At 71.4% G+C, this 19,255-nt stretch carries 13 protein-coding genes; 5 read left to right on the forward strand and 8 right to left on the reverse strand.

The genetic code is table 11. From position 1 onward, the window contains the following. Nucleotides 1-111: 111 nt before the first annotated feature. Together AB0I82_RS31885 and AB0I82_RS31890 are read right to left on the reverse strand one after the other, a co-directional pair. Nucleotides 112-1,479: a pitrilysin family protein gene (locus tag AB0I82_RS31885; protein WP_363260995.1), complete on the reverse strand. Its 1,368-nt coding sequence runs from the start codon at nt 1,477-1,479 to the stop codon at nt 112-114. Between the two features lie 20 nt (nt 1,480-1,499). Next, nucleotides 1,500-2,894, reverse strand: coding sequence for a pitrilysin family protein (locus AB0I82_RS31890; RefSeq protein ID WP_363260997.1), 1,395 nt, complete (start codon nt 2,892-2,894; stop codon nt 1,500-1,502). A 449-nt stretch (nt 2,895-3,343) separates the two neighbouring features. Here AB0I82_RS31890 and AB0I82_RS31895 point away from each other — a divergent pair, with 449 nt between their 5' ends. Further along, the gene (locus AB0I82_RS31895) at nt 3,344-5,812 is read left to right on the forward strand and encodes a DNA topoisomerase IV subunit A (protein ID WP_363260917.1); all 2,469 of its coding nucleotides are present in this window, start codon (nt 3,344-3,346) and stop codon (nt 5,810-5,812) included. Nucleotides 5,813-5,977: 165 nt separating this feature from the next. Here the strand turns inward: AB0I82_RS31895 and AB0I82_RS31900 are convergent, their stop codons facing one another. Further along, nucleotides 5,978-7,153, reverse strand: coding sequence for a CobW family GTP-binding protein (locus AB0I82_RS31900; protein WP_363260998.1), 1,176 nt, complete (start codon nt 7,151-7,153; stop codon nt 5,978-5,980). A gap of 541 nt (nt 7,154-7,694) precedes the next feature. On the opposite strand from AB0I82_RS31900, the gene AB0I82_RS31905 reads away from it, so the two are divergent. From AB0I82_RS31905 to AB0I82_RS31915, 3 genes are all read left to right on the forward strand, one after another. Next, the gene (locus AB0I82_RS31905; protein ID WP_363260918.1) at nt 7,695-8,633 is read left to right on the forward strand and encodes a sucrase ferredoxin; all 939 of its coding nucleotides are present in this window, start codon (nt 7,695-7,697) and stop codon (nt 8,631-8,633) included. A 147-nt stretch (nt 8,634-8,780) separates the two neighbouring features. After that, nucleotides 8,781-10,514: a sensor histidine kinase gene (locus AB0I82_RS31910; protein WP_363260919.1), complete on the forward strand. Its 1,734-nt coding sequence runs from the start codon at nt 8,781-8,783 to the stop codon at nt 10,512-10,514. Then, nucleotides 10,511-11,185, forward strand: a complete 675-nt coding sequence (locus tag AB0I82_RS31915) for a response regulator (protein ID WP_363260920.1) — start codon at nt 10,511-10,513, stop codon at nt 11,183-11,185. The genes AB0I82_RS31910 and AB0I82_RS31915 overlap by 4 nt, the downstream gene beginning before the upstream one ends. 43 nt (nt 11,186-11,228) lie before the next feature. Here AB0I82_RS31915 and AB0I82_RS31920 read toward each other — a convergent pair whose 3' ends face one another. From AB0I82_RS31920 to AB0I82_RS31930, 3 genes are all read right to left on the reverse strand, one after another. Beyond that, nucleotides 11,229-12,845, reverse strand: a complete 1,617-nt coding sequence (locus AB0I82_RS31920; RefSeq protein ID WP_363260999.1) for a cation acetate symporter — start codon at nt 12,843-12,845, stop codon at nt 11,229-11,231. 32 nt (nt 12,846-12,877) lie between these two features. Then, nucleotides 12,878-13,354: a DUF485 domain-containing protein gene (locus tag AB0I82_RS31925; RefSeq protein WP_363260922.1), complete on the reverse strand. Its 477-nt coding sequence runs from the start codon at nt 13,352-13,354 to the stop codon at nt 12,878-12,880. 239 nt (nt 13,355-13,593) lie between these two features. Further along, on the reverse strand, nt 13,594-15,714 hold the full coding sequence (locus AB0I82_RS31930; protein ID WP_363260924.1) for a DNA topoisomerase IV subunit B: 2,121 nt from the start codon (nt 15,712-15,714) through the stop codon (nt 13,594-13,596). Between the two features lie 433 nt (nt 15,715-16,147). On the opposite strand from AB0I82_RS31930, the gene AB0I82_RS31935 reads away from it, so the two are divergent. Beyond that, nucleotides 16,148-16,378: a hypothetical protein gene (locus AB0I82_RS31935; protein WP_003981845.1), complete on the forward strand. Its 231-nt coding sequence runs from the start codon at nt 16,148-16,150 to the stop codon at nt 16,376-16,378. Between the two features lie 248 nt (nt 16,379-16,626). Here AB0I82_RS31935 and AB0I82_RS31940 read toward each other — a convergent pair whose 3' ends face one another. Beyond that, the gene (locus AB0I82_RS31940; protein ID WP_363260925.1) at nt 16,627-17,454 is read right to left on the reverse strand and encodes a serine protease; all 828 of its coding nucleotides are present in this window, start codon (nt 17,452-17,454) and stop codon (nt 16,627-16,629) included. Nucleotides 17,455-17,590: 136 nt separating this feature from the next. Beyond that, a complete protein-coding gene (locus AB0I82_RS31945) occupies nt 17,591-19,150 on the reverse strand; it encodes an RNA polymerase sigma factor (RefSeq protein ID WP_363260926.1) in 1,560 nt (519 codons plus the stop codon). Between the last annotated feature and the right edge of the window lie 105 nt (nt 19,151-19,255).

Raw genomic sequence — 19,255 nt, forward strand, 5'->3', positions numbered from 1 at the left:
GGTGCGGTTCAAGTCAGCCTGTGACGGTACCGGTACGGCGCGTTCCGGCCCGGCCTTCCGCCGTATCGCGCAGGCCGATTCACCACCGCAACCGCCCCCGCCCGCTCCGCGTCAGCCCGTGACGACCGACACCTCGCCGATGCCCAGCTTCCGCACCGGCTCCGCGATCTGCGCGGCGTCGCCCACCAGGACCGTGACGAGCCGGTCCACCGGGAAGGCGCTGACCGCGGCGGCGGTCGCCTCGACCGTGCCGGTCTCGGCCATCCGCCGGTACAGCTCCGCCTGGAAGTCGTCGGGGAGGTGCTGCTCGACCTGGTCGGCCAGCGTCCCGGCGACGGCCGCGGCCGTCTCGTACTTCAGCGGCGCCACCCCGACCAGGTTCTGCACCGCCACGTCGCGCTCGGCGTCGGTCAGGCCCTCGGCGGCCAGCGTCCGCAGCACCTTCCAGAGGTCCTCCAGCGCCGGCCCCGTGGACTCCGTGTCGACCGAACCGCTTATGGCGAGCATCGCGGCGCCCGTGCCGTCCTCGGAGGAGCGCAGTACCTGCCCGAAGGCGCGCACCCCGTAGGTGTAGCCCTTCTCCTCGCGCAGCACCCGGTCCAGGCGGGAGGTGAGCGTGCCGCCCAGGCAGTACGTGCCGAGCACCTGGGCCGGCCAGACGCGGTCGTGCCGGTCGGCACCGATGCGGCCGATCAGCAGCTGCGTCTGGACGGCGCCGGGGCGGTCCACGATGACCACGCGGCCCCTGTCGTCGGCGGTGATGGGCGAGGCGGCCACCGGCTCGGCGGCGGAGCCGGTCCAGGCGCCGAGGGTGTCCTCCAGCGCCGCGTCGAGGTCCACCCCGGCGAAGTCGCCGACGACGACGGCGGTGGCCGTGGCGGGGCGTACATGCGCCTCGTAGAAGGCGCGGACCGCGGCGGCGTCGATGCGCGCCACCGTCTCCTCGGTGCCCTGGCGCGGCCGGGACATCCGGGAGGTGGCCGGGAACAGCTCCTTGGAGAGGGCCATCGCGGCGCGCCGGGCCGGGTTGGCCAGCTCGTGCGGGATCTCGTCCAGACGGTTGCGCACCAGGCGCTCGATCTCGCTGTCCGGGAAGGCCGGGGCGCGCAGGGCGTCGGCGAGCAGGCCGAGCGCCTTGACGAGGCGGGAGGCCGACACCTCCAGGGAGACGCGGATACCGGGGTGGTCCGCGTGCGCGTCCAGCGTGGCGCCGCAGCGCTCCAGCTCGGCGGCGAACTCCTCGGCGTCGTGCTTGTCGGTGCCCTCGGAGAACGCCCGCGCCATGATCGTGGCGACGCCGTCCAGGCCCTCGGGCTCGGAGTCCAGCGGCGCGACGATGTTGATCTCGACGGCGACCAGCTGCTGGCCCGGGCGGTCGGCGCGCAGCACCGTCAGGCCGTTGCCGAGCGCGCCGCGCACCGGGGCCGGGAACGCCCACGGCTTCGGCTGCCCGGCCTGCGGCTGCGGGTGGAAGGTCATGGTCGGGGTCACGGCGTCGGTCACTGGGCCGCCTCCTCGGTCTTCGTCTCGGTCTCGGTCTGGACGGCGGCAGCGGCGGCCTCCGGCTCCCCTGCGGCCGCGGCCGCGGCCTCGGCGGGCCGGGTCGGCTCGTAGACGAGCACCGCGCGGTTGTCGGGGCGCAGCCGGGCCGCGGCGACCGCCTTGACCTCCTCCGGGGTGATGTCCAGAAGGCGCTGTACGGCGTTCAGCGCGAGCTGCGGGTCGCCGAACAGCACCGCGTACCGGGCCAGTTCGTCCGCGCGCCCGGCGACCGTCTCCAGGCGGTCCAGCCACTCGCGCTCCAACTGGGCCTGCGCGCGCTCCATCTCCTCGGCGGTCGGGCCCTCCTCGGCGAAGCGCTTCAGCTCCTCGTCGACGGCGCGCTCGATGGCGGGCACCTCCACGCCGGCCGAGGTCTTCGCGTCCAGCCAGCCCAGCGAGGGCGCGCCCGCCAGGCGCAGCAGGCCGAAGCCCGCAGCGACGGCGGTGCGGTCACGGCGTACCAGGCGGTTGTAGAGCCGGGAGGACTCGCCGCCACCCAGGATCGTCAACGCGACGTCCGCGGCATCAGCCTCACGGGTGCCGTCGTGCGGCAGCCGGTACGCCGCCATCAGGGCCCGCGAGGGCACCTCCTCGTGCACGACCTCGCGCAGTTCCTTGCCCATGATCTCGGGCAGCGAGCCGTCCCGCGGCGGCTGCTTGCCGTCGTGGCCGGGGATGGACCCGAAGTACTTCTCCACCCAGGCGAGCGTCTGCTCGGGGTCGATGTCGCCCACGATGGACAGCACGGCGTTGTTGGGCGCGTAGTACGTGCGGAAGAAATTCCGCGCGTCCTCCAGAGAGGCGGCGTCCAGGTCGGCCATGGACCCGATGGGCGTGTGGTGGTACGGGTGGCCCTCCGGGTAGGCCATCGCCGTCAGCTTCTCGAACGCGGTCCCGTACGGCACGTTGTCGTACCGCTGACGGCGCTCGTTCTTCACCACGTCGCGCTGGTTCTCCAGCGACTCCTCGTCCAGCGCGGCCAGCAGCGAACCCATCCGGTCCGCCTCCAGCCACAGGGCGAGCTCCAGCTGGTGCGCCGGCATGGTCTCGAAGTAGTTCGTGCGCTCGAAGCTCGTGGTGCCGTTGAGCGAGCCGCCGGCGCCCTGCACCAGCTCGAAGTGACCGTTGCCCTTGACCTGCGCCGACCCTTGGAACATCAGGTGCTCGAAGAGGTGCGCAAGGCCCGTGCGGCCCTTCACCTCGTGGCGGGAGCCGACGTCGTACCACAGGCAGACCGCCGCGACGGGGGTCAGGTGGTCCTCCGAGAGCACCACGCGCAGGCCATTGGCCAGCCGGTGCTCGGTTGCTGTCAGGCCGCCGGAGCCGGCTTGTTCTGTGGCCGTGTGACCCATAGGCATGTACGTCCCTTCGATCCGCTTGCGAGGAAGTTCTGTCACTGTATGCAAGCGCGCGGGCATCTGGCGAAGTTCCCGCCCGGCACCCCCGCCGGATGGAGATTCCCCGGATCGGGGCGCTCCGCACCTGCGTTCCGCTCCGGTGTTCGCCGCCCGTGGCGCGGTTGCCGGGCCCGGTACGGCCGTCGATCGCGGGGCTCCGGAGGCCGCTCGCGGCCGGTGCGCGGGGGCGCTACGGACGGGTCGCGGTCGGCGATGTCAGTGCGGCGGTCCACAATGGTCCGCGACAGGTTCGGCCGTTGAGCGCGACGGAGTACGGCAGATCCCGGCAGACTCAGCCGTCGGGCCTGCCCCGGCAGGGGACGCGAGCACCGCGCCGACCTGCCGTCCAGCAGACGCCGTAGCCGTAAGCGAAGCAGAGTTCGAGCGAAGGAGCCGCAGCCGCGATGGCCCGCCGCAGCACGAAGACCCCGCCGTCAGGGGGCACACCGGAGCCCCAGGACTTCGAGGAGCGGATCCTCGACATCGACGTCGTCGATGAGATGCAGGGTTCCTTCCTGGAGTACGCGTATTCGGTCATCTACTCGCGCGCCCTGCCCGACGCACGCGACGGCCTCAAGCCCGTACACCGCCGCATCCTGTACCAAATGAACGAGATGGGCCTGCGCCCCGACCGCGGATACGTGAAGTGCGCCCGCGTCGTCGGCGAGGTCATGGGTAAGCTCCACCCGCACGGCGACGCGTCCATCTACGACGCGCTGGTGCGCATGGCGCAGCCGTTCTCCATGCGGCTGCCGCTGGTCGACGGCCACGGCAACTTCGGTTCGCTGGGGAACGACGACCCGCCGGCGGCCATGCGGTACACCGAGTGCCGGATGGACTCCGCGACGTCCCTGATGACGGAGTCCATCGACGAGGACACCGTCGACTTCCAACCGAACTACGACGGTCAGGAGCAGGAGCCCGTCGCCCTCCCGGCGGCCTATCCGAACCTCCTCGTCAACGGCGCCTCCGGCATCGCGGTGGGCATGGCGACGAACATGCCGCCGCACAACCTCGGCGAGGTCATCGCCGCCGCCCGGCACCTCATCAAGCACCCGAACGCCGACCTCGACACGCTGATGCGGTACGTCCCGGGCCCCGACCTGCCCACGGGCGGCCGCATCGTCGGTCTCTCCGGCGTCCGGGACGCGTACGAGAAGGGCCGCGGCAGCTTCAAGATCCGCGCCACCGTCTCGGTCGAGAACGTCACGGCGCGCCGCAAGGGCCTGGTCGTCACCGAACTGCCCTTCACGGTCGGCCCCGAGAAGGTCATCTCCAAGATCAAGGACCTGGTCGGCTCGAAGAAGCTGCAGGGCATCGCGGACGTCAAGGACCTCACCGACCGCGAGCACGGCCTCCGCCTGGTCATCGAGATCAAGAACGGCTTCAACCCCGAAGCCGTCCTGGAGACGCTGTACAAGCTCACTCCCATGGAGGAGTCCTTCGGCATCAACAACGTCGCGCTGGTCGACGGCCAGCCGCTGACGCTGGGCCTGAAGGAGCTCCTGGAGGTCTACGTCGACCACCGCTTCAACGTGGTGCGCCGGCGCAGCGAGTTCCGCCGCGGCAAGAAGAGCGACCGTCTGCACCTCGTCGAGGGCCTGCTCACCGCGCTGGTCGACATCGACGAGGTCATCCGCCTCATCCGCTCCAGCGAGAACAGCGCGGAGGCCAAGCAGCGGTTGATCGAGCGCTTCGGGCTGAGCGACATCCAGACGCAGTACATCCTCGACACCCCGCTGCGCCGCCTCACCAAGTTCGACCGCATCGAGCTGGAGTCCGAGCGCGACACCCTCCGCGCCGACATCGAGAAGCTGACCAAGATCCTCGACTCCGACGCGGAGCTGCGCAAGCTCGTCTCCTCCGAACTGGCCTCGGTCGCCAAGAAGTACGGCAGCGAGCGCCGCACGGTCCTGCTGGAGTCCTCCGGCGCGACCGCAGCCGCCGCGGTGCCGCTGGAGGTCGCCGACGACCCCTGCCGCGTCCTGCTGTCCTCCACGGGGCTGCTGGCGCGCACGGCGGGCGGCGAGGGCTCCTTCGACACCGACGCCAAGCGTGCCAAGCACGACGTCATCGTCTCCGCCGTCCCGGCCACGGCCCGCGCCGAGGTCGGCGCGGTCACCTCCGCCGGGCGGCTGCTGCGCCTGTCGGTCATCGACCTGCCGCAATTGCCGGAGACGGCGGCCACACCCAGCCTGTCCGGCGGCGCGAAGATCTCCGAGTTCCTCACCCTCAACGACGGCGAGGAGCTGGTCTGTCTGACCACCCTCGACGAGTCCTCACCCGGCCTCGCCCTCGGTACGGAACAGGGCGTGGTCAAGAGAGTCGTGCCGGACTACCCGGCCAACAAGGAGGAGTTGGAGGTCATCTCCCTCAAGGACGGTGACCGCGTCGTCGGCGCCGTCGAGCTGCGCACCGGCGAGGAGGACCTGGTCTTCATCAGCGACGAGGCCCAGCTGCTCCGTTACCCGGCCGCGCAGGTACGTCCGCAGGGCCGCGCCGCCGGCGGCATGGCCGGCATCAAGCTCGCCGCCGGCGCGAAGGTCATCTCCTTCACCGCCGTCGACCCGGCCGCCGACGCGGTGGTCTTCACCGTCTCCGGCTCGCACGGCACGCTGGACGACTCCATCAGCACCGCCAAGCTCACTCCCTTCGATCAGTACCCGCGCAAGGGCCGGGCGACCGGCGGCGTCCGCTGCCAGCGCTTCCTGAAGGGCGAGGACCACCTCACCCTGGCCTGGGCCGGCGCCGCCCCGGCCCGCGCCGCGGACGCGAAGGGCAGCCCGGTCCCCCTCCCGGACCCGGACCCGCGCCGCGACGGCTCGGGCGTCCCGCTGACGAAGCGGGTGGCCACGGTGGCGGGGCCGGTGTAGGACGACTCTTTGCAGGTGGCGCCCTCCCGTCGAGGGCGCCCTCCGGCAGGGGGCTCGCCCCGGCTCCGGACCGGTCCGGCCCGGTCCGGCTCTCGGCGCCGTGCGGCACTTCGGTGACGTGCGGCGCCGGGCCTCGGGGCCCCGCCCGCGCTCCGAGGGTGTCGGTTACGCATCCTCCATGTGCGCCTCCGCGAATGCCTCGTCCTCCTCCGTCGTGTCCGGTTCCTCGTCGGACGCGGTCGACGGTACGTACCGCAGCACTCCCCACATCGTGTGCGGGTCGGTCTCCTCGGGCGTGGTGTCGCGGCAGGCGTCCAGCTCCTTCCGCAGCGCCGGCGCGTCGATACCGGACCCGATGAGCACGAGCTGCGTCAGCCGCTCCTCCCCCTCGGCCCACGCCCCGGGGTAGAACCGCAGAAACCCGCCCACCGCGTGCACGGTGAACTTCTGCCCGCTCCCCGCCACCCCGAAGTGCACGAACCCCTTGATGCGGTACAGCCCGGCCGGCCGCGCGTCCAGGAACTCCATCAACCGCCGCGGGTGCATCGGCTCGGCCGACGTGAACTCCACGGTGTCGTACCCGGCGTGCAGATGACGCCGGTGCCCGTGCCCGTGGCCCTGACAGCTCTCGCCGTCGGCACTCCCCTCGTGTGCCGCACACTCCTCCTGCTCGTCGTGTTCCTCGTGCTCGGCCTCCTCCCTGAGCAGGCCCTCGAAGGACAGCTGTCCCTCGGCCACGCCTTCCCTGGGCCGGCGCTCGAAGAGCAGCTCCGGATCGATGCGCCCGTACGCCGCGGGCACGACCGGCGTACCGGGCGCCAGCTCGCCGAGGGTGCCCAGCAGCTCCGCTCGCCGAGCGTCGCCGATCCGGTCGGCCTTGTTGAGAACCACCAGGTCCGCGATGCCCAGATGCCGGTCCAGCTCCGGGTGGCGGGCGCGCGTGCCCTCGAACTCCGCCGCGTCGACCACCTCGACCAGCCCGCCGTACACGATCCGGTCGCTCTCGCTCGCCAGGATCATGCGGATCAGCTCTTGCGGCTCGGCCAGGCCACTGGCTTCGATGACGATGACGTCGATGTGGGAGGACGGGCGCGCCAGCCGCTCCAGATACGTGTCCAGCTCGCTCGTGTCGACCGCGCAGCACAGGCAGCCGTTCCCCAGCGACACCATCGAGTCGACCTGGCCCGCGACCAGCATCGCGTCGATCTCGATTGCCCCGAAGTCGTTGACGACCGCCCCGATCCGGGTACCGCCGCTCCGGCTCAGCAGGTGATTGAGCAGGGTGGTCTTGCCGGACCCGAGGAACCCGGCGAGCACCACGACCGGGATCTGCCGCGGCACAGAGCCGCCGGCGATCGGAGCCGGGTCCGGACCGGGACCGGAGCTCGGGTCGGAGCCGGGGCCGGGACTCGGGTCCGGGCTCGGACCCGGCTCTCGGACGGTCTCCTGGTCCCGGGCATCCCAGGCACGGGTGGCCGCGGCGGGAGCGGCCGGGCCAGGAGTGGCCGAGTGCTGCGTACTGGTCAAGGGGGCGCCTCCAGCGTGTCCGGTCGGTCCGCGTACGTCTGCCGGCCTCGGCCGCGGCGTACATCGATCGAGCGTGGCGGGCACGGACCCGGCAGGCAGCGGTCGCTACGGAGCGGATTGCTGTCCGGAGGATCTGGACGATCTTCGGGCCCGTCGCCTGCTCCAGGATATTGGCGCCACGCCCGGCTCCCGAGCCGCACCGATCCTCGCTGGATGCGCGACAGGCATCGGCCCCACCAAGCGGGCGCCCCGCAGGAGACCGACGGCGGGAAATTGTCGGAGCACTCCGGCGAGGACAGGCCATTGCTGCCCCGGTGCCCGTCGGCGTCGCGGTATTCAGGTTAGGCTCACCTTTGTGAGTACCTGTGCAACCGCTTCCCGCATGGCGGCCGAACCCCTGGCCGGTACGGCGGCCACCGCCCTGACCTGGCTGCTCATCGAGCAGAGCGGCCCCTGGGGCGCCCAAGCACTCACCGACAGCCACCTCGATCCGGCCGTCGGCCGCGCCCTGGAGGCCGCCGTCGCGGACACCGGCGTACGCGTCGCCCTGATCCGCCGTCCCGGCCGGCACGCCGACCGCGGGGCGAACGCGCTGCGCCGGGTCTTCCTCGCGCACACCGCTCCCGGCCGCTCCTGGATCCGCACGGCCCGGATCGCCGACCCCGGCACGCTCCTCCAGCTGGACTTCGCCGCGCTGGGCGCGGGCACACACGGCGGTCTCTGGGAGCCGTACGCGGGCCGGCCGCCGGTCCTCGTGTGCACCAACGGCAAGCGCGACCGCTGCTGCGCCGTGCTGGGCCGGCCGCTCGCCGCGGAGCTTGCGGCGGACGGCATGGAGGCGTGGGAGGTCACACACATCGGTGGTCATCGCTTCTCCCCCACGCTCTTCGTGCTGCCGTACGGATACGCGTACGGCCGGGCGGAGGCGCCGCTGGTCAAGGACGCCGTCGTCGCGGCGCGCGAAGGCCGGGTGGTCACCGACCACTGCCGCGGCCGCTCCACCTGGGACCGCCCGGCGCAGGCCGCCGACCTCGCGGTCCGCGATCTGATCGGCGAGGACCGCGCCGACGCCCTCGACGTCGCCAGGACCGAGGGCCACCCCGCCGGCGAGGGAACGCCGCCCTCCTGGACCCTCACGCTCGCCCACACCGACGGCCGCGCCTGGCGTGTCACCGTCGAGCAGCGCGCCGGCGGCACCGCCGCCCCGGCCAGCTGCGGTGCCTCCGCCATCCCTCCCGCACTCATGTCCGTCACCGACATCACTGCCCTCACCCCCGCCATCGCCGTCACATGATCGTCACGTTCCGTGACCATGGCTGAAGATTAGAGCGATTCCGCCCGGCCGTGGCGGGCCTGTGGATAACTTTCGGCGAAGCCGTCGGCGAGCGCGCGGGTCCGGCGATTACCCGACCCACCGCCGCCCCGCTTACTGTTCGTTCGTATGGGCATGGGCGACAAGGGCGAGGAGCGGGCGAGCGGTCCCGCCGCGGCCGGTGAGCCGCGCGGCGGCGGCCGGGCGCGGCTGCGGCTGCGCTGGCCGCGCCGCGTGTTCGCGCAGGTCCTGCTCGTACAGCTGGCCATTGCCGCCGGCGTGACCGCGCTGGCGACCGGCCTCTTCCTCGCGCCGCTCAGCGCGCAGCTGGACGACCAGGCCATGCGCCGTGCCCTGGCCATCGCGCAGACCACCGCCGCCCAGCCGCGCCTGGACGACGCGCTGGAGGCGTCCCGTCCCTCCCCCGGCGGCCCGGTGCAAGCGGCCGCCGAGCGGATCCGACGGGCCACCGGCGCCGAGTACATCGTGGTCATGGACGAGCGCGGCGTGCGCTGGTCGCACACCGACCCGGACGAGATCGGCCGGCATGTCTCCACCGACCCCAGCGCCGCCCTCTCCGGCCGGGAGGTCATGCAGATCGACGAGGGCACCCTCGGCCGCTCGGCACGGGGCAAGGTCCCGCTGCGGGACGACCGCGGCGGCATCGTCGGCGCCGTCTCGGTCGGCATCGCGTACGAGAGCGTGCAGCAACGGCTGCTGTCGACCGTGCCCGACCTGCTGGCGTACGCGGGCGGGGCGCTCGCCGTGGGCGCGCTGGCCGCGTACCTCGTCGCGCGCCGGCTCCAGCGCCGCACCCACGACCTGGCCTTCTCCGACATCTCGGCGCTGCTCGCCGAGCGGGAGGCCATGCTGCACGGGATCCGCGAGGGGTTCGTCGCGCTGGACCCGCACGGGCGCATCCGGCTGATGAACGACGAGGCGCAGCGGCTCCTCGATCTGCGGACGGAGGACACCGGCCGCCCCCTGGACACGGTGCTGCCCCCGGGCCGGACGACGGACGTGCTGGCCGGCCGGGCCTCCGGCGCCGACCTGCTCACCGTCAGCGGACAGCGGGTCCTGGTGGCCAACCGGATGCCGACGGACGACGGCGGCGCCGTGGTCACCCTGCGGGACCGTACGGAGCTGGAGCGGCTGGGCCGCGAGCTGGACGGTACGCGAGGGCTGATCGACGCGTTGCGCGCCCAGGACCACGAGCACGCCAACCGGCTGCACACGCTCCTCGGGCTGCTGGAACTGGGGCTGTACGAGGAAGCGGTGGAGTTCGTGACGCACGCGGTCGGCGTGCACCGGGCGACCGCCGAGCAGGTCACCGAGCGCGTGCACGACCCGCTCCTGGCGGCGCTGCTGGTGGGGAAGGCGACGGTCGCCGCCGAGCGCGGCGTCTCATTGAGCATCGCGACGGCGACCCGGCTGCCGGACCGGGTGGTCGACCCGCACGGCCTCGTCACGGTGGTCGGCAATCTGGTCGACAACGCGCTGGACGCGGCGTCCGCCGGGCGGGACGGGCAGGTCGAGGTGGAGGTGCGCGCCGAGGGCCGCACGGCGACCGTGCGGGTCAGCGACAACGGCCCCGGTGTGCCGCACGAGCGGCGCCAGGAGATCTTCACGGAGGGCTGGACTACCAAGGAGCCGCCGGCACACGGGCAGCGCGGTATCGGGTTGGTCCTCGTGCGGCGGCTGGCCGAGCGCTACGGGGGCAGCGCCGAGGTGGACGACCGGCCGGGCGGCGGCGCACGGTTCACCGTGACGCTCCCCGACGCGCTCGCGGACGCCCTGTCCGAGACGCATGTCCCCGGTGCGGACGGGGAAACGCTGCCGGATCCTCTCGGGGGTGCCCGATGATCGGCGTACTCGTCGTCGACGACGACGTCCGGGTGGCCGGGATCAACGCGGCGTACGTCGCGAAGATCGCCGGTTTCCGGGTCGTCGCGCAGGCGCACACCGCCGCCGAGGCACTGGCCGTGCTGGAGAGCACGGCCGTCGACCTCGTCCTGCTGGACCACTACCTCCCGGACGAGACGGGCCTGCAACTGGTGGCCCGGCTGCGGCAGCGCGGCCTGCACACCGACGTGATCATGGTGACGGCGGCGCGCGACGTCGCCACCGTACGGGCCGCGATGCGGCACGGCGCGCTCCAGTACCTGGTGAAGCCGTTCACGTTCGCCGGGCTGCGTTCGAAGCTGGAGGGGTACGCGGCGTTGCGCCGGACCTTCGAGGACGGCGGGCAGGCCGAACAGTCCGAGGTGGACCGGATCTTCGGGGCGCTGGGGGCCGCCAACGCCGGTCCGGCCGAGCTGCCCAAGGGACACTCCACGGCGACGGCCGACCGCGTACGGTCCGTCCTGCGCTCCGCCGAGACGCCCTTGTCGGCACAAGAGGTGGCCCGGCGGGCCGGCCTCAGCCGGCAGACCGCACAGCGGTACCTGAAGCTCCTGGAGCGGGCCGGCCGGGTCAAGCTGACGCTCCGGTACGGCGAGACGGGCCGGCCGGAGCATCGGTACGACTGGGTCTGATCCGGCCGGGCCTGCTGGGCCCGCCAGGCCGCCTGTGCGGCCCTCACGCCGCCCCCGCGCCCGTCAGTGCCCGTACCTCGGTCTCCGCGTGCCGGGCGGCGGCGTCCGGGGCCTGGCGGGAGGTGACGGTACCGAGCCAGCCGAGCGCGAAGCCCAGGGGGATGGAGACGAGACCCGGATTCTCCAGGGGGAAGAGCCGGAAGTCCGCGCCGGGGAAGAGCGCCGTGGGACTCCCGGAGACGACCGGTGAGAGCACCACGAGGGCGATCGCCGGGATCAGCCCTCCGTAGACGGACCACACGGCGCCCCTGGTGGTGAAGCGGCGCCAGAAGAGGGAGTAGAGCAGGACGGGGAGGTTGGCGGAGGCCGCGACCGCGAAGGCGAGGCCCACCAGGAAGGCGACGTTCAGCTCCTGGGCGAGCAGGGCCAGGGCGATGGCCGCCGCTCCGACGAAGACCGCGGCGATCCGGGCGACGGCCACCTCTCGGGAGGCCGCGCCCCGCTCCGGAGAAGCCACGCGGCCGCCGCGCCGCAGCGCGCCGTACAGGTCGTGCGCGACCGAGGCCGAGGAGGCGAGGGTGATGCCCGCGACGACAGCCAGGATCGTGGCGAAGGCGACCGCCGCGACCACGGCGAAAAGGATCGTTCCGCCAGTGGAAGCGGCGCCGCCTCCCAGGTCGAGGGCGAGCAGCGGTACGGCGGTGTTGCCGGCCGGGTTGGCGGACCGTACCGCGTCGGTCCCGAGGACGGCCGCCGCCCCGAAGCCGAGCACGATCGTCATCAGGTAGAAGCCGCCGATGAGCCCGATGGACCACACCACGGAGCGGCGGGCGGCGCGGGCAGTGGGCACGGTGTAGAAGCGCGACAGGATGTGCGGCAGGCCCGCGGTACCGAGGACCAGCGCGAGCCCGAGGCTGAGGAAGTCCAGCTGAGCGGTCCAGCTGCCGCCGTACTTGAGGCCCGGGACGAGGAAGTCCATGCCGTGGCCGCTCCGTTGCGCCGCGGTGGTGAGCAGCGTGCCGAGGTCCCCGTGGAAGCGCAGCAGCACGAGGACGGTCAGGGCGATGGCGCCGCCCATGAGGAGCACGGCCTTGATGATCTGGATCCAGGTCGTGGCCCGCATGCCGCCGCAGATGACGTAGAAGACCATCAGGGCGCCGACGCCGACGACCGTCCACGTACGGGCCAGTTGGCTCGTTCCGCCGAGCAGGAGAGCGACCAGGCTGCCCGCGCCGACCATCTGGGCGACGAGGTAGAGCACGGAGACGGTGACGGAGGAGACGCCTGCGGCGATCCGGACGGGGCGGCGGCGCATACGGGCGGCAACCACGTCGGCGAGGGTGAAGCGGCCGCAGTTGCGCACCAGTTCGGCGACGAGGAAGAGCACGAGGAGCCAGGCGACGAGGAAGCCCACGGAGTACAGCAGGCCGTCGTACCCGAAGAGGGCGATGAGGCCGGAGATGCCGAGGAAGGATGCCGCCGACATGTAGTCACCGGCGATGGCGAAACCGTTCTCCATGGGCGAGAACAGCCTGCCCCCGGCGTAGAACTCCTCCGCGGAACCATGCCGTCGGCGGCCGGCCCAGGCCGTGACCGCGAGCGTCGCGGCCACGAAGGCGCTGAAGAGGACGAGGGCCAGGATCTGGTGGTCATCGGTCACCGCGGAGGCGGCGAGGGCGTACGGACGGCCGGTCAACGGACGTTGCCCCCTGTCATCTCCTGGGTCTCCCACCGCAGATCGAGCGCGGCCCGGTCCCGGCGCAGGCGAGCGTGGCGGGCGTACGCCCAGGTGAGCACGAAGGTCGTGACGAACTGCCCGAGTCCGGCGAGCATGGCGACGTTGAGCGGGCCGATCACCTGGCGGGCCATCAGGCCGGGTGCGGTGACGGACGTGATGACGTACGCGAGGTACCAGGTCAGGAAGAGGGCGGTGGCGGGCATGACGAAGCTGCGGTAACGGCGGCGCACTTCCTGGAAGGCGGCGCTGCGCTGGACGGTGAGATACACCTCGGCGTGCGTCGGCTCTCCGGGGGCGTCCGTGCGCTGCGCAGGGAGGCTCGGCCACGACAGATCGGGGCCGTCCTCCACCGCGGCGTCGGCCGTCCCGCGCTCCGTGTCGTCGTCGTCGAGCCGTACGGCTCCGGCCGGGCGGCCGTCGCGCTTCTCCACCGGGCATCTCCTTGTTCCGCGGCCTGTCTGGCCGTGCGCCCAAGGATGGACAGACTCGGTGGTTCCCGGACATCCATTGCGAATCCTTCACCCCATCAGGTGACGGACCTACCGGGAGGTTTCCAGGCCTTGCTGCGCGCCGAAAGGAGCGGGTGCCACACTCCCGGCTCGCCCCGGCACGGAGATACGCGCGAGGGCCGTCCACCCGGAGGTGGACGGCCCTCGCGCGACAGCAGGGATCAGGTGTCGATGCGCGAGCGGTCCAGGGACGCGGCGGAGTCGGTGATGAACCCCTTGCGCGGCGCGACCTCATTGCCCATGAGCAGGTCGAACGCCTTCTCGGCGGCCTCGAGGTCGCTGATGTTGATCCGGCGCAGGGTGCGGTGGCGCGGGTCCATCGTGGTCTCGGCGAGCTGGTCGGCGTCCATCTCGCCCAGGCCCTTGTAGCGCTGGATGCTGTCCTTGAAACGGACGTTCTTGCGCTGGAGTTCCAGCAGGGTCTGCCGCAGCTCGTTGTCCGAGTAGGTGTAGATGTACTTGTCCTGGCCCTTCTTGGGGTTGATCAGCTCCACGCGGTGCAGCGGCGGCACGGCGGAGAAGACCCGGCCCTGTTCGATCATCGGGCGCATGTACCGCTGGAAGAGCGTGAGCAGCAGCGTACGGATGTGCGCGCCGTCGACATCGGCGTCGGCGAGGAAGATCACCTTGCCGTAACGGGCCGCGTCGATGTCGAAGGTGCGGCCCGAACCGGCCCCTATGACCTGGATGATCGCGCCGCATTCGGCGTTCTTCAGCATGTCCGAGACGGAGGACTTCTGAACGTTCAGGATCTTTCCGCGGATCGGCAGCAGCGCCTGGAACTCGGAATTGCGCGCGAGCTTGGCCGTACCGAGCGCCGAGTCGCCCTCGACGATGAACAGTTCGCTGCGGTCCACGTTGTCGCTGCGGCAGTCGGCGAGCTTCGCGGGCAGCGAGGAGGACTCCAGCGCGGTCTTCCTGCGCTGCGCCTCCTTGTGCTGCCGGGCGGCGATACGTGTACGGGCGGCCGCGACGGCCTTGTCCAGTACGGCGCGGGCCTGCGCCTTCGCGTCACGCTTGGTGGAGGTCAGGAACGCCTTCAGCTCCTTGGCCACCACGTTGGCGACGATGCGGTTGGCCGCCGACGTGCCGAGTACTTCCTTGGTCTGGCCCTCGAACTGGGGCTCGGCCAGCCTTACGGTGACGACCGCCGTGAGCCCTTCGAGGGCGTCATCCTTGACGATGTCGTCCTCGGCGACGCGCAGCAGCTTGGCCGAGCGCAGCACTTCATTGACCGTTCTGGTCACGGAGCGCTCGAAGCCGCTGACGTGGGTGCCGCCCTTCGGGGTGGCGATGATGTTCACGAACGACTTGATGGTCGTGTCGTACCCGGTGCCCCAGCGCAGCGCGATGTCCACGCCCAGCTCGCGGGTGACCTCGGTGGGCGTCATGTGCCCACGGTCGTCCAGGACCGGCACCGTCTCCTTGAAGGTGCCCTGCCCCGAGAGGCGCAGCACGTCGCAGACGGCCTTGTCCTGGGCGAGGTACTCGCAGAACTCGCTGATGCCGCCGTCGTAGTGGAAGGTCTCCTCGCTCGGCCCCTCGCTCTCGATGCCGCGCTCGTCCCGTACGACCAGCGTGAGGCCGGGCACGAGGAAGGCGGTCTGGCGGGCGCGGGCGTGCAGGTTCTCCAGGGAGAGCCGGGCGTCCTTCAGGAAGATCTGGCGGTCCGCCCAGTAGCGCACCCGGGTGCCCGTGCGGGTCTTCGGGATGCGCTTGCCCTTGACGAGGCCGCCGGTGGGGTCGAAGGGGGCCTCGGGGCCCGACTCGGTGAAGATGCCGGGGACGCCGCGCCGGAAGCTGATGGAGTGGGTCTTGGAGTTGCGGTCGACCTCGACGTCCAGGCGGGCGGAGAGGGCGTTGACCACGGACGCACCGACGCCGTGCAGGCCGCCGGAGGCCGCGTAGGAGCCGCCGCCGAACTTGCCGCCGGCGTGCAGCTTGGTCATGACGACCTCGACGCCGCTGAGGCCGGTTTTGGGCTCGACATCGACGGGAATGCCGCGGCCGTTGTCCTGGACCTCTACGGAGCCGTCCTCGTGCAGGACGACCTCGATGCGGTCGCAGTAGCCGCCCAGCGCCTCGTCGACGGAATTGTCGATGATTTCCCACAGGCAGTGCATCAGACCGCGGCTGTCGGTGGACCCGATGTACATGCCGGGGCGCTTGCGGACGGCCTCCAGGCCCTCCAGGACGAGCAGATGCCGCGCGGTGTAGTTGGATCCGTCCCGGTCTGCCCCGGTCAGCACGGCGGTGGACGGCACGGACATCTCGGCGGTCACGCGGTTCGCTCCTCGCTGAATTTCTGGCGGTCCGCGTTCCGCGGACCCTGTATGTGGCGGTGTCGCCGGTCAGAGGGTACCGAGGCCCGGTAGAGCCGATGTGACGCCACCCGTAAGCGGGCCCATGCTAGTAGAGTTTCGTTCGTACGTTCTATTCCTCGTGTGGGTGACGTGAACATCACGTTCCCTTCGAGGCATGAACCATTTAGGCTCCGGGCACGTCCTCATCAACGACCGGCAACCCAGCCGGGAGGACAGGCCCGACCGACACTTGAATCAGACCACCACGCAATACGGCTCATTCGCCGCCACCCGGCAGCACCCGGCCACCTCGAAAAAAATTTTTCGAGGAAAAGCCACGAGCGGGAACGTTTTCGGCCTGGTTGGATGTTGACCCTGGTACGACAGCTCGTCGAGCTAGAGAAGAGGCGACGTGACTACTGTTCTGACCCCCGCGAGCCCGCTGACGGCCGCTGACCGCTGCGACCGCTGCGGCGCACAGGCATACCTGCGCGTCGTCCTGATGTCCGGCGGCGAACTGCTCTTCTGCGCCCACCACGGGCGCAAGTTCGAGCCAGAACTCAAGAAGATCGCCGCGGAGATACAGGACGAGACGGAGCGGCTGACCGCCTCTCCGGCGTCTGCGTCCGATGAGGAACGCTGACACATCGCACCGACGACGAGCGAGTAACGGCTACGAGCCGTGCGCGGGCGGTTTCACCCGGTACCCACCGGGGGGACCGCCCGCACTCGTACTCGCATCGGTGTCCCTCGGCGTCCGGCCTTCGTGATCCGTCACGAGGACCGGGACGCCCCGTCCGACACTGCCCCCACAGAGGATTTCCCGGGGTGCTGAACGGCTCTTGAGCCACTCCCCCACCCCCTGGCCCCGGCCGCCCGCCGCGGCCGCTCTCAGCCGCCCTGGGCCATCACCGCCTGCTTGGCGGCCGAGACGCGCGTGTAGACGCCCGGCTTCCCCGGCTCCCCGCAGCCGGTGCCCCAGGAGACCAGCCCCACGAGCTGCCCGTTCGCCACGAGCGGTCCGCCGCTGTCGCCCTGGCAGGCGTCGTGGCCGCCCTGCTGCGTGCCCGCGCAGAGCATCGAGCCACCGTCGTACGTGCCGTCCACGCTCTTCGGGTACGCACGCTTGCAGGCCGAGTCCTGCATGACCTGCACCCGTGCCGCGCGCAGCACCGACGAGTACGTACCGTTGCCGGTCGTGTCGCCCCAGCCGTAGACCGAGGCGCCCGTGCCCGGCTGGTACGAGCGATCGCCCAGGCTCGCCATCGGCAGCGCGTAATTGCCCGGCGTCATGCCGCGCAGCTTCAGGATGGCGAAGTCCCCCGCGTTCGTCGTGGCGTCGTACTGCGGGTTGATCCAGATCTTGCTCGTCGCCATCTCCCGGCCCGCACGGCCGCGCAGGTCGGTGCGCCCGACGATCACGCGCAGGTCCTTCACCTGGTCCGGGGACGCGCCCAGCACGTCCTTGCCCATGCAGTGTGCCGCCGTGAGGACCGTCGAGGGCCCCACCAGGACGCCCCCGCAGAACTGCCCGGAGCGTTCGTTCCCGAAGCGCTCACGGCTCGCCAGCGCGACCACCCAGGGGCTGGACGAGCTCTGCACCTGCCGTCCCCCGACGATGACGCTGTCGGCGGCGGCCGGACCCGGCACTCCGAGTGCGGCGACGGCCGGCGCGAGGGCGGCGAGGACCGTGGTGACAGCGCGGGTGCGGATGCCCATACCGACTCCTGACTCTGGGGGAGCATTCGTACACCCACAGTGAGTCAGTTGGCGGAGTGCCGCACCCCGGACACGCCGGAGCCCGGCCACTCCACGGGCGGAGCGACCGGGCCCACATGCCCGCTGACCTGGGATATCAGTCCAGGTAGTCGCGCAGCACCTGAGAACGCGAGGGGTGCCGCAGCTTGGACATCGTCTTGGACTCGATCTGGCGGATACGCTCGCGCGTGACGCCGTAGACCTTGCCGATCTCGTCCAGCGTCTTGGGCTGGCCGTCGGTGAGGCCGAAGCGCATCGAGACCACGCCCGCCTCGCGCTCCGAGAGCGTGTCAAGGACCGAGTGGAGCTGTTCCTGCAGAAGAGTGAAGCTGACCGCGTCGGCCGGCACGACGGCCTCGGAGTCCTCGATGAGGTCACCGAACTCGCTGTCGCCGTCCTCGCCCAGCGGGGTGTGCAGCGAGATGGGCTCGCGGCCGTACTTCTGGACCTCGATGACCTTCTCGGGGGTCATGTCGAGCTCCTTGGCCAGCTCCTCCGGAGTGGGCTCGCGGCCCAGGTCCTGGAGCATCTGGCGCTGCACACGGGCGAGCTTGTTGATGACCTCGACCATGTGGACAGGGATACGGATCGTACGGGCCTGGTCGGCCATGGCGCGGGTGATCGCCTGACGGATCCACCACGTCGCGTACGTGGAGAACTTGTACCCCTTGGTGTAGTCGAACTTCTCGACCGCACGGATCAGACCGAGGTTGCCCTCCTGGATCAGGTCCAGGAAGAGCATGCCGCGGCCGGTGTAGCGCTTGGCCAGCGAGACCACGAGGCGGAGGTTGGCCTCCAGCAGGTGGTTCTTGGCGCGGCGGCCGTCCTCGGCGATGATCTCCAGCTCACGCTTGAGCTTCGGCGCGAGCTTGTCGGAGTTCGCCAGCTTGTCCTCGGCGAACAGGCCGGCCTCGATGCGCTTCGCGAGCTCGACCTCCTGCTCGGCGTTGAGCAGCGGGACCTTGCCGATCTGCTTGAGGTAGTCCTTGACCGGGTCGGCGGTGGCGCCGGCCGCGGCGACCTGCTGCGCGGGGGCGTCGTCCTCGTCCTCGTCCGACAGCACGAAGCCCGCGGCCTCGGTGCCCTCGGCCGGCTCGGGCGCATCGCCCTTGCCCGGCGCCGCCGGGGTCTCCTCGACGGTGTCCTCTTCGAGGATCTCGTCGACGGCGTCCTTCTTGGTCTTCTTGGCCGTGGTCTTCTTGGCGGCCGTCTTCTTGGCCGTGGCCTTCTTCGCGGTGGCCTTCTTGGCCGCCGCCTTCTTCACCGGCGAGGGCTCCGCCTCGGCGCCCGGGCCGTCCGACGCCGGGGAGACGGACGCGGCCGCTGCCGCGGTGGTCTTCTTGACCGCGGCGGCCTTGGCCGCGACGGTCTTGGTGGCGGTGCGCTTCGCCGGACTCTTCGCTGCGACGCTCTTGCGGGTGCGCTTGGGCGCCTCTGCGGCACTGACCATCAGCGTCACACCCTCCTCGTCGAGGATCTGGTTGAGGCTGCGCAGAACGTTCTTCCACTGGGTTGGCGGAATCTGGTCAGCCTCGAAGGCCCGACGCACGTCATCGCCGGCGATCTGCCCATCAGCCTTTCCCCGCTCGATGAGCGCCATCACAGACTCGGACTCGGCGATCTCCGGCGGGAGCGTACGGGATGTGCTGGCCGACACGAACAACCTCTCGGAACGATGGAAACGGCTTCCGGCCCCGTCCACTGTGGACCGGAGCCGACGACCGTCGACGGGGGTGGGCCGACGGCGCAGGGGCAACCAGGG

This window comes from Streptomyces sp. NPDC050315 (genome assembly GCF_040655775.1).
Taxonomy (GTDB): Bacteria; Actinomycetota; Actinomycetes; order Streptomycetales; family Streptomycetaceae; genus Streptomyces.

Bases quoted from the DNA above. Each gene is read 5' to 3' on its own strand.
- AB0I82_RS31915 (WP_363260920.1), top strand. From the start codon at position 10,511: ATGATCGGCGTACTCGTCGTCGACGACGACGTCCGGGTGGCCGGGATC.
- AB0I82_RS31895 (WP_363260917.1), top strand. From the start codon at position 3,344: ATGGCCCGCCGCAGCACGAAGACCCCGCCGTCAGGGGGCACACCGGAG.
- AB0I82_RS31885 (WP_363260995.1), bottom strand. From the start codon at position 1,479: ATGACCTTCCACCCGCAGCCGCAGGCCGGGCAGCCGAAGCCGTGGGCG.
- AB0I82_RS31890 (WP_363260997.1), bottom strand. From the start codon at position 2,894: ATGGGTCACACGGCCACAGAACAAGCCGGCTCCGGCGGCCTGACAGCA.
- AB0I82_RS31940 (WP_363260925.1), bottom strand. From the start codon at position 17,454: ATGGGCATCCGCACCCGCGCTGTCACCACGGTCCTCGCCGCCCTCGCG.
- AB0I82_RS31910 (WP_363260919.1), top strand. From the start codon at position 8,781: ATGGGCATGGGCGACAAGGGCGAGGAGCGGGCGAGCGGTCCCGCCGCG.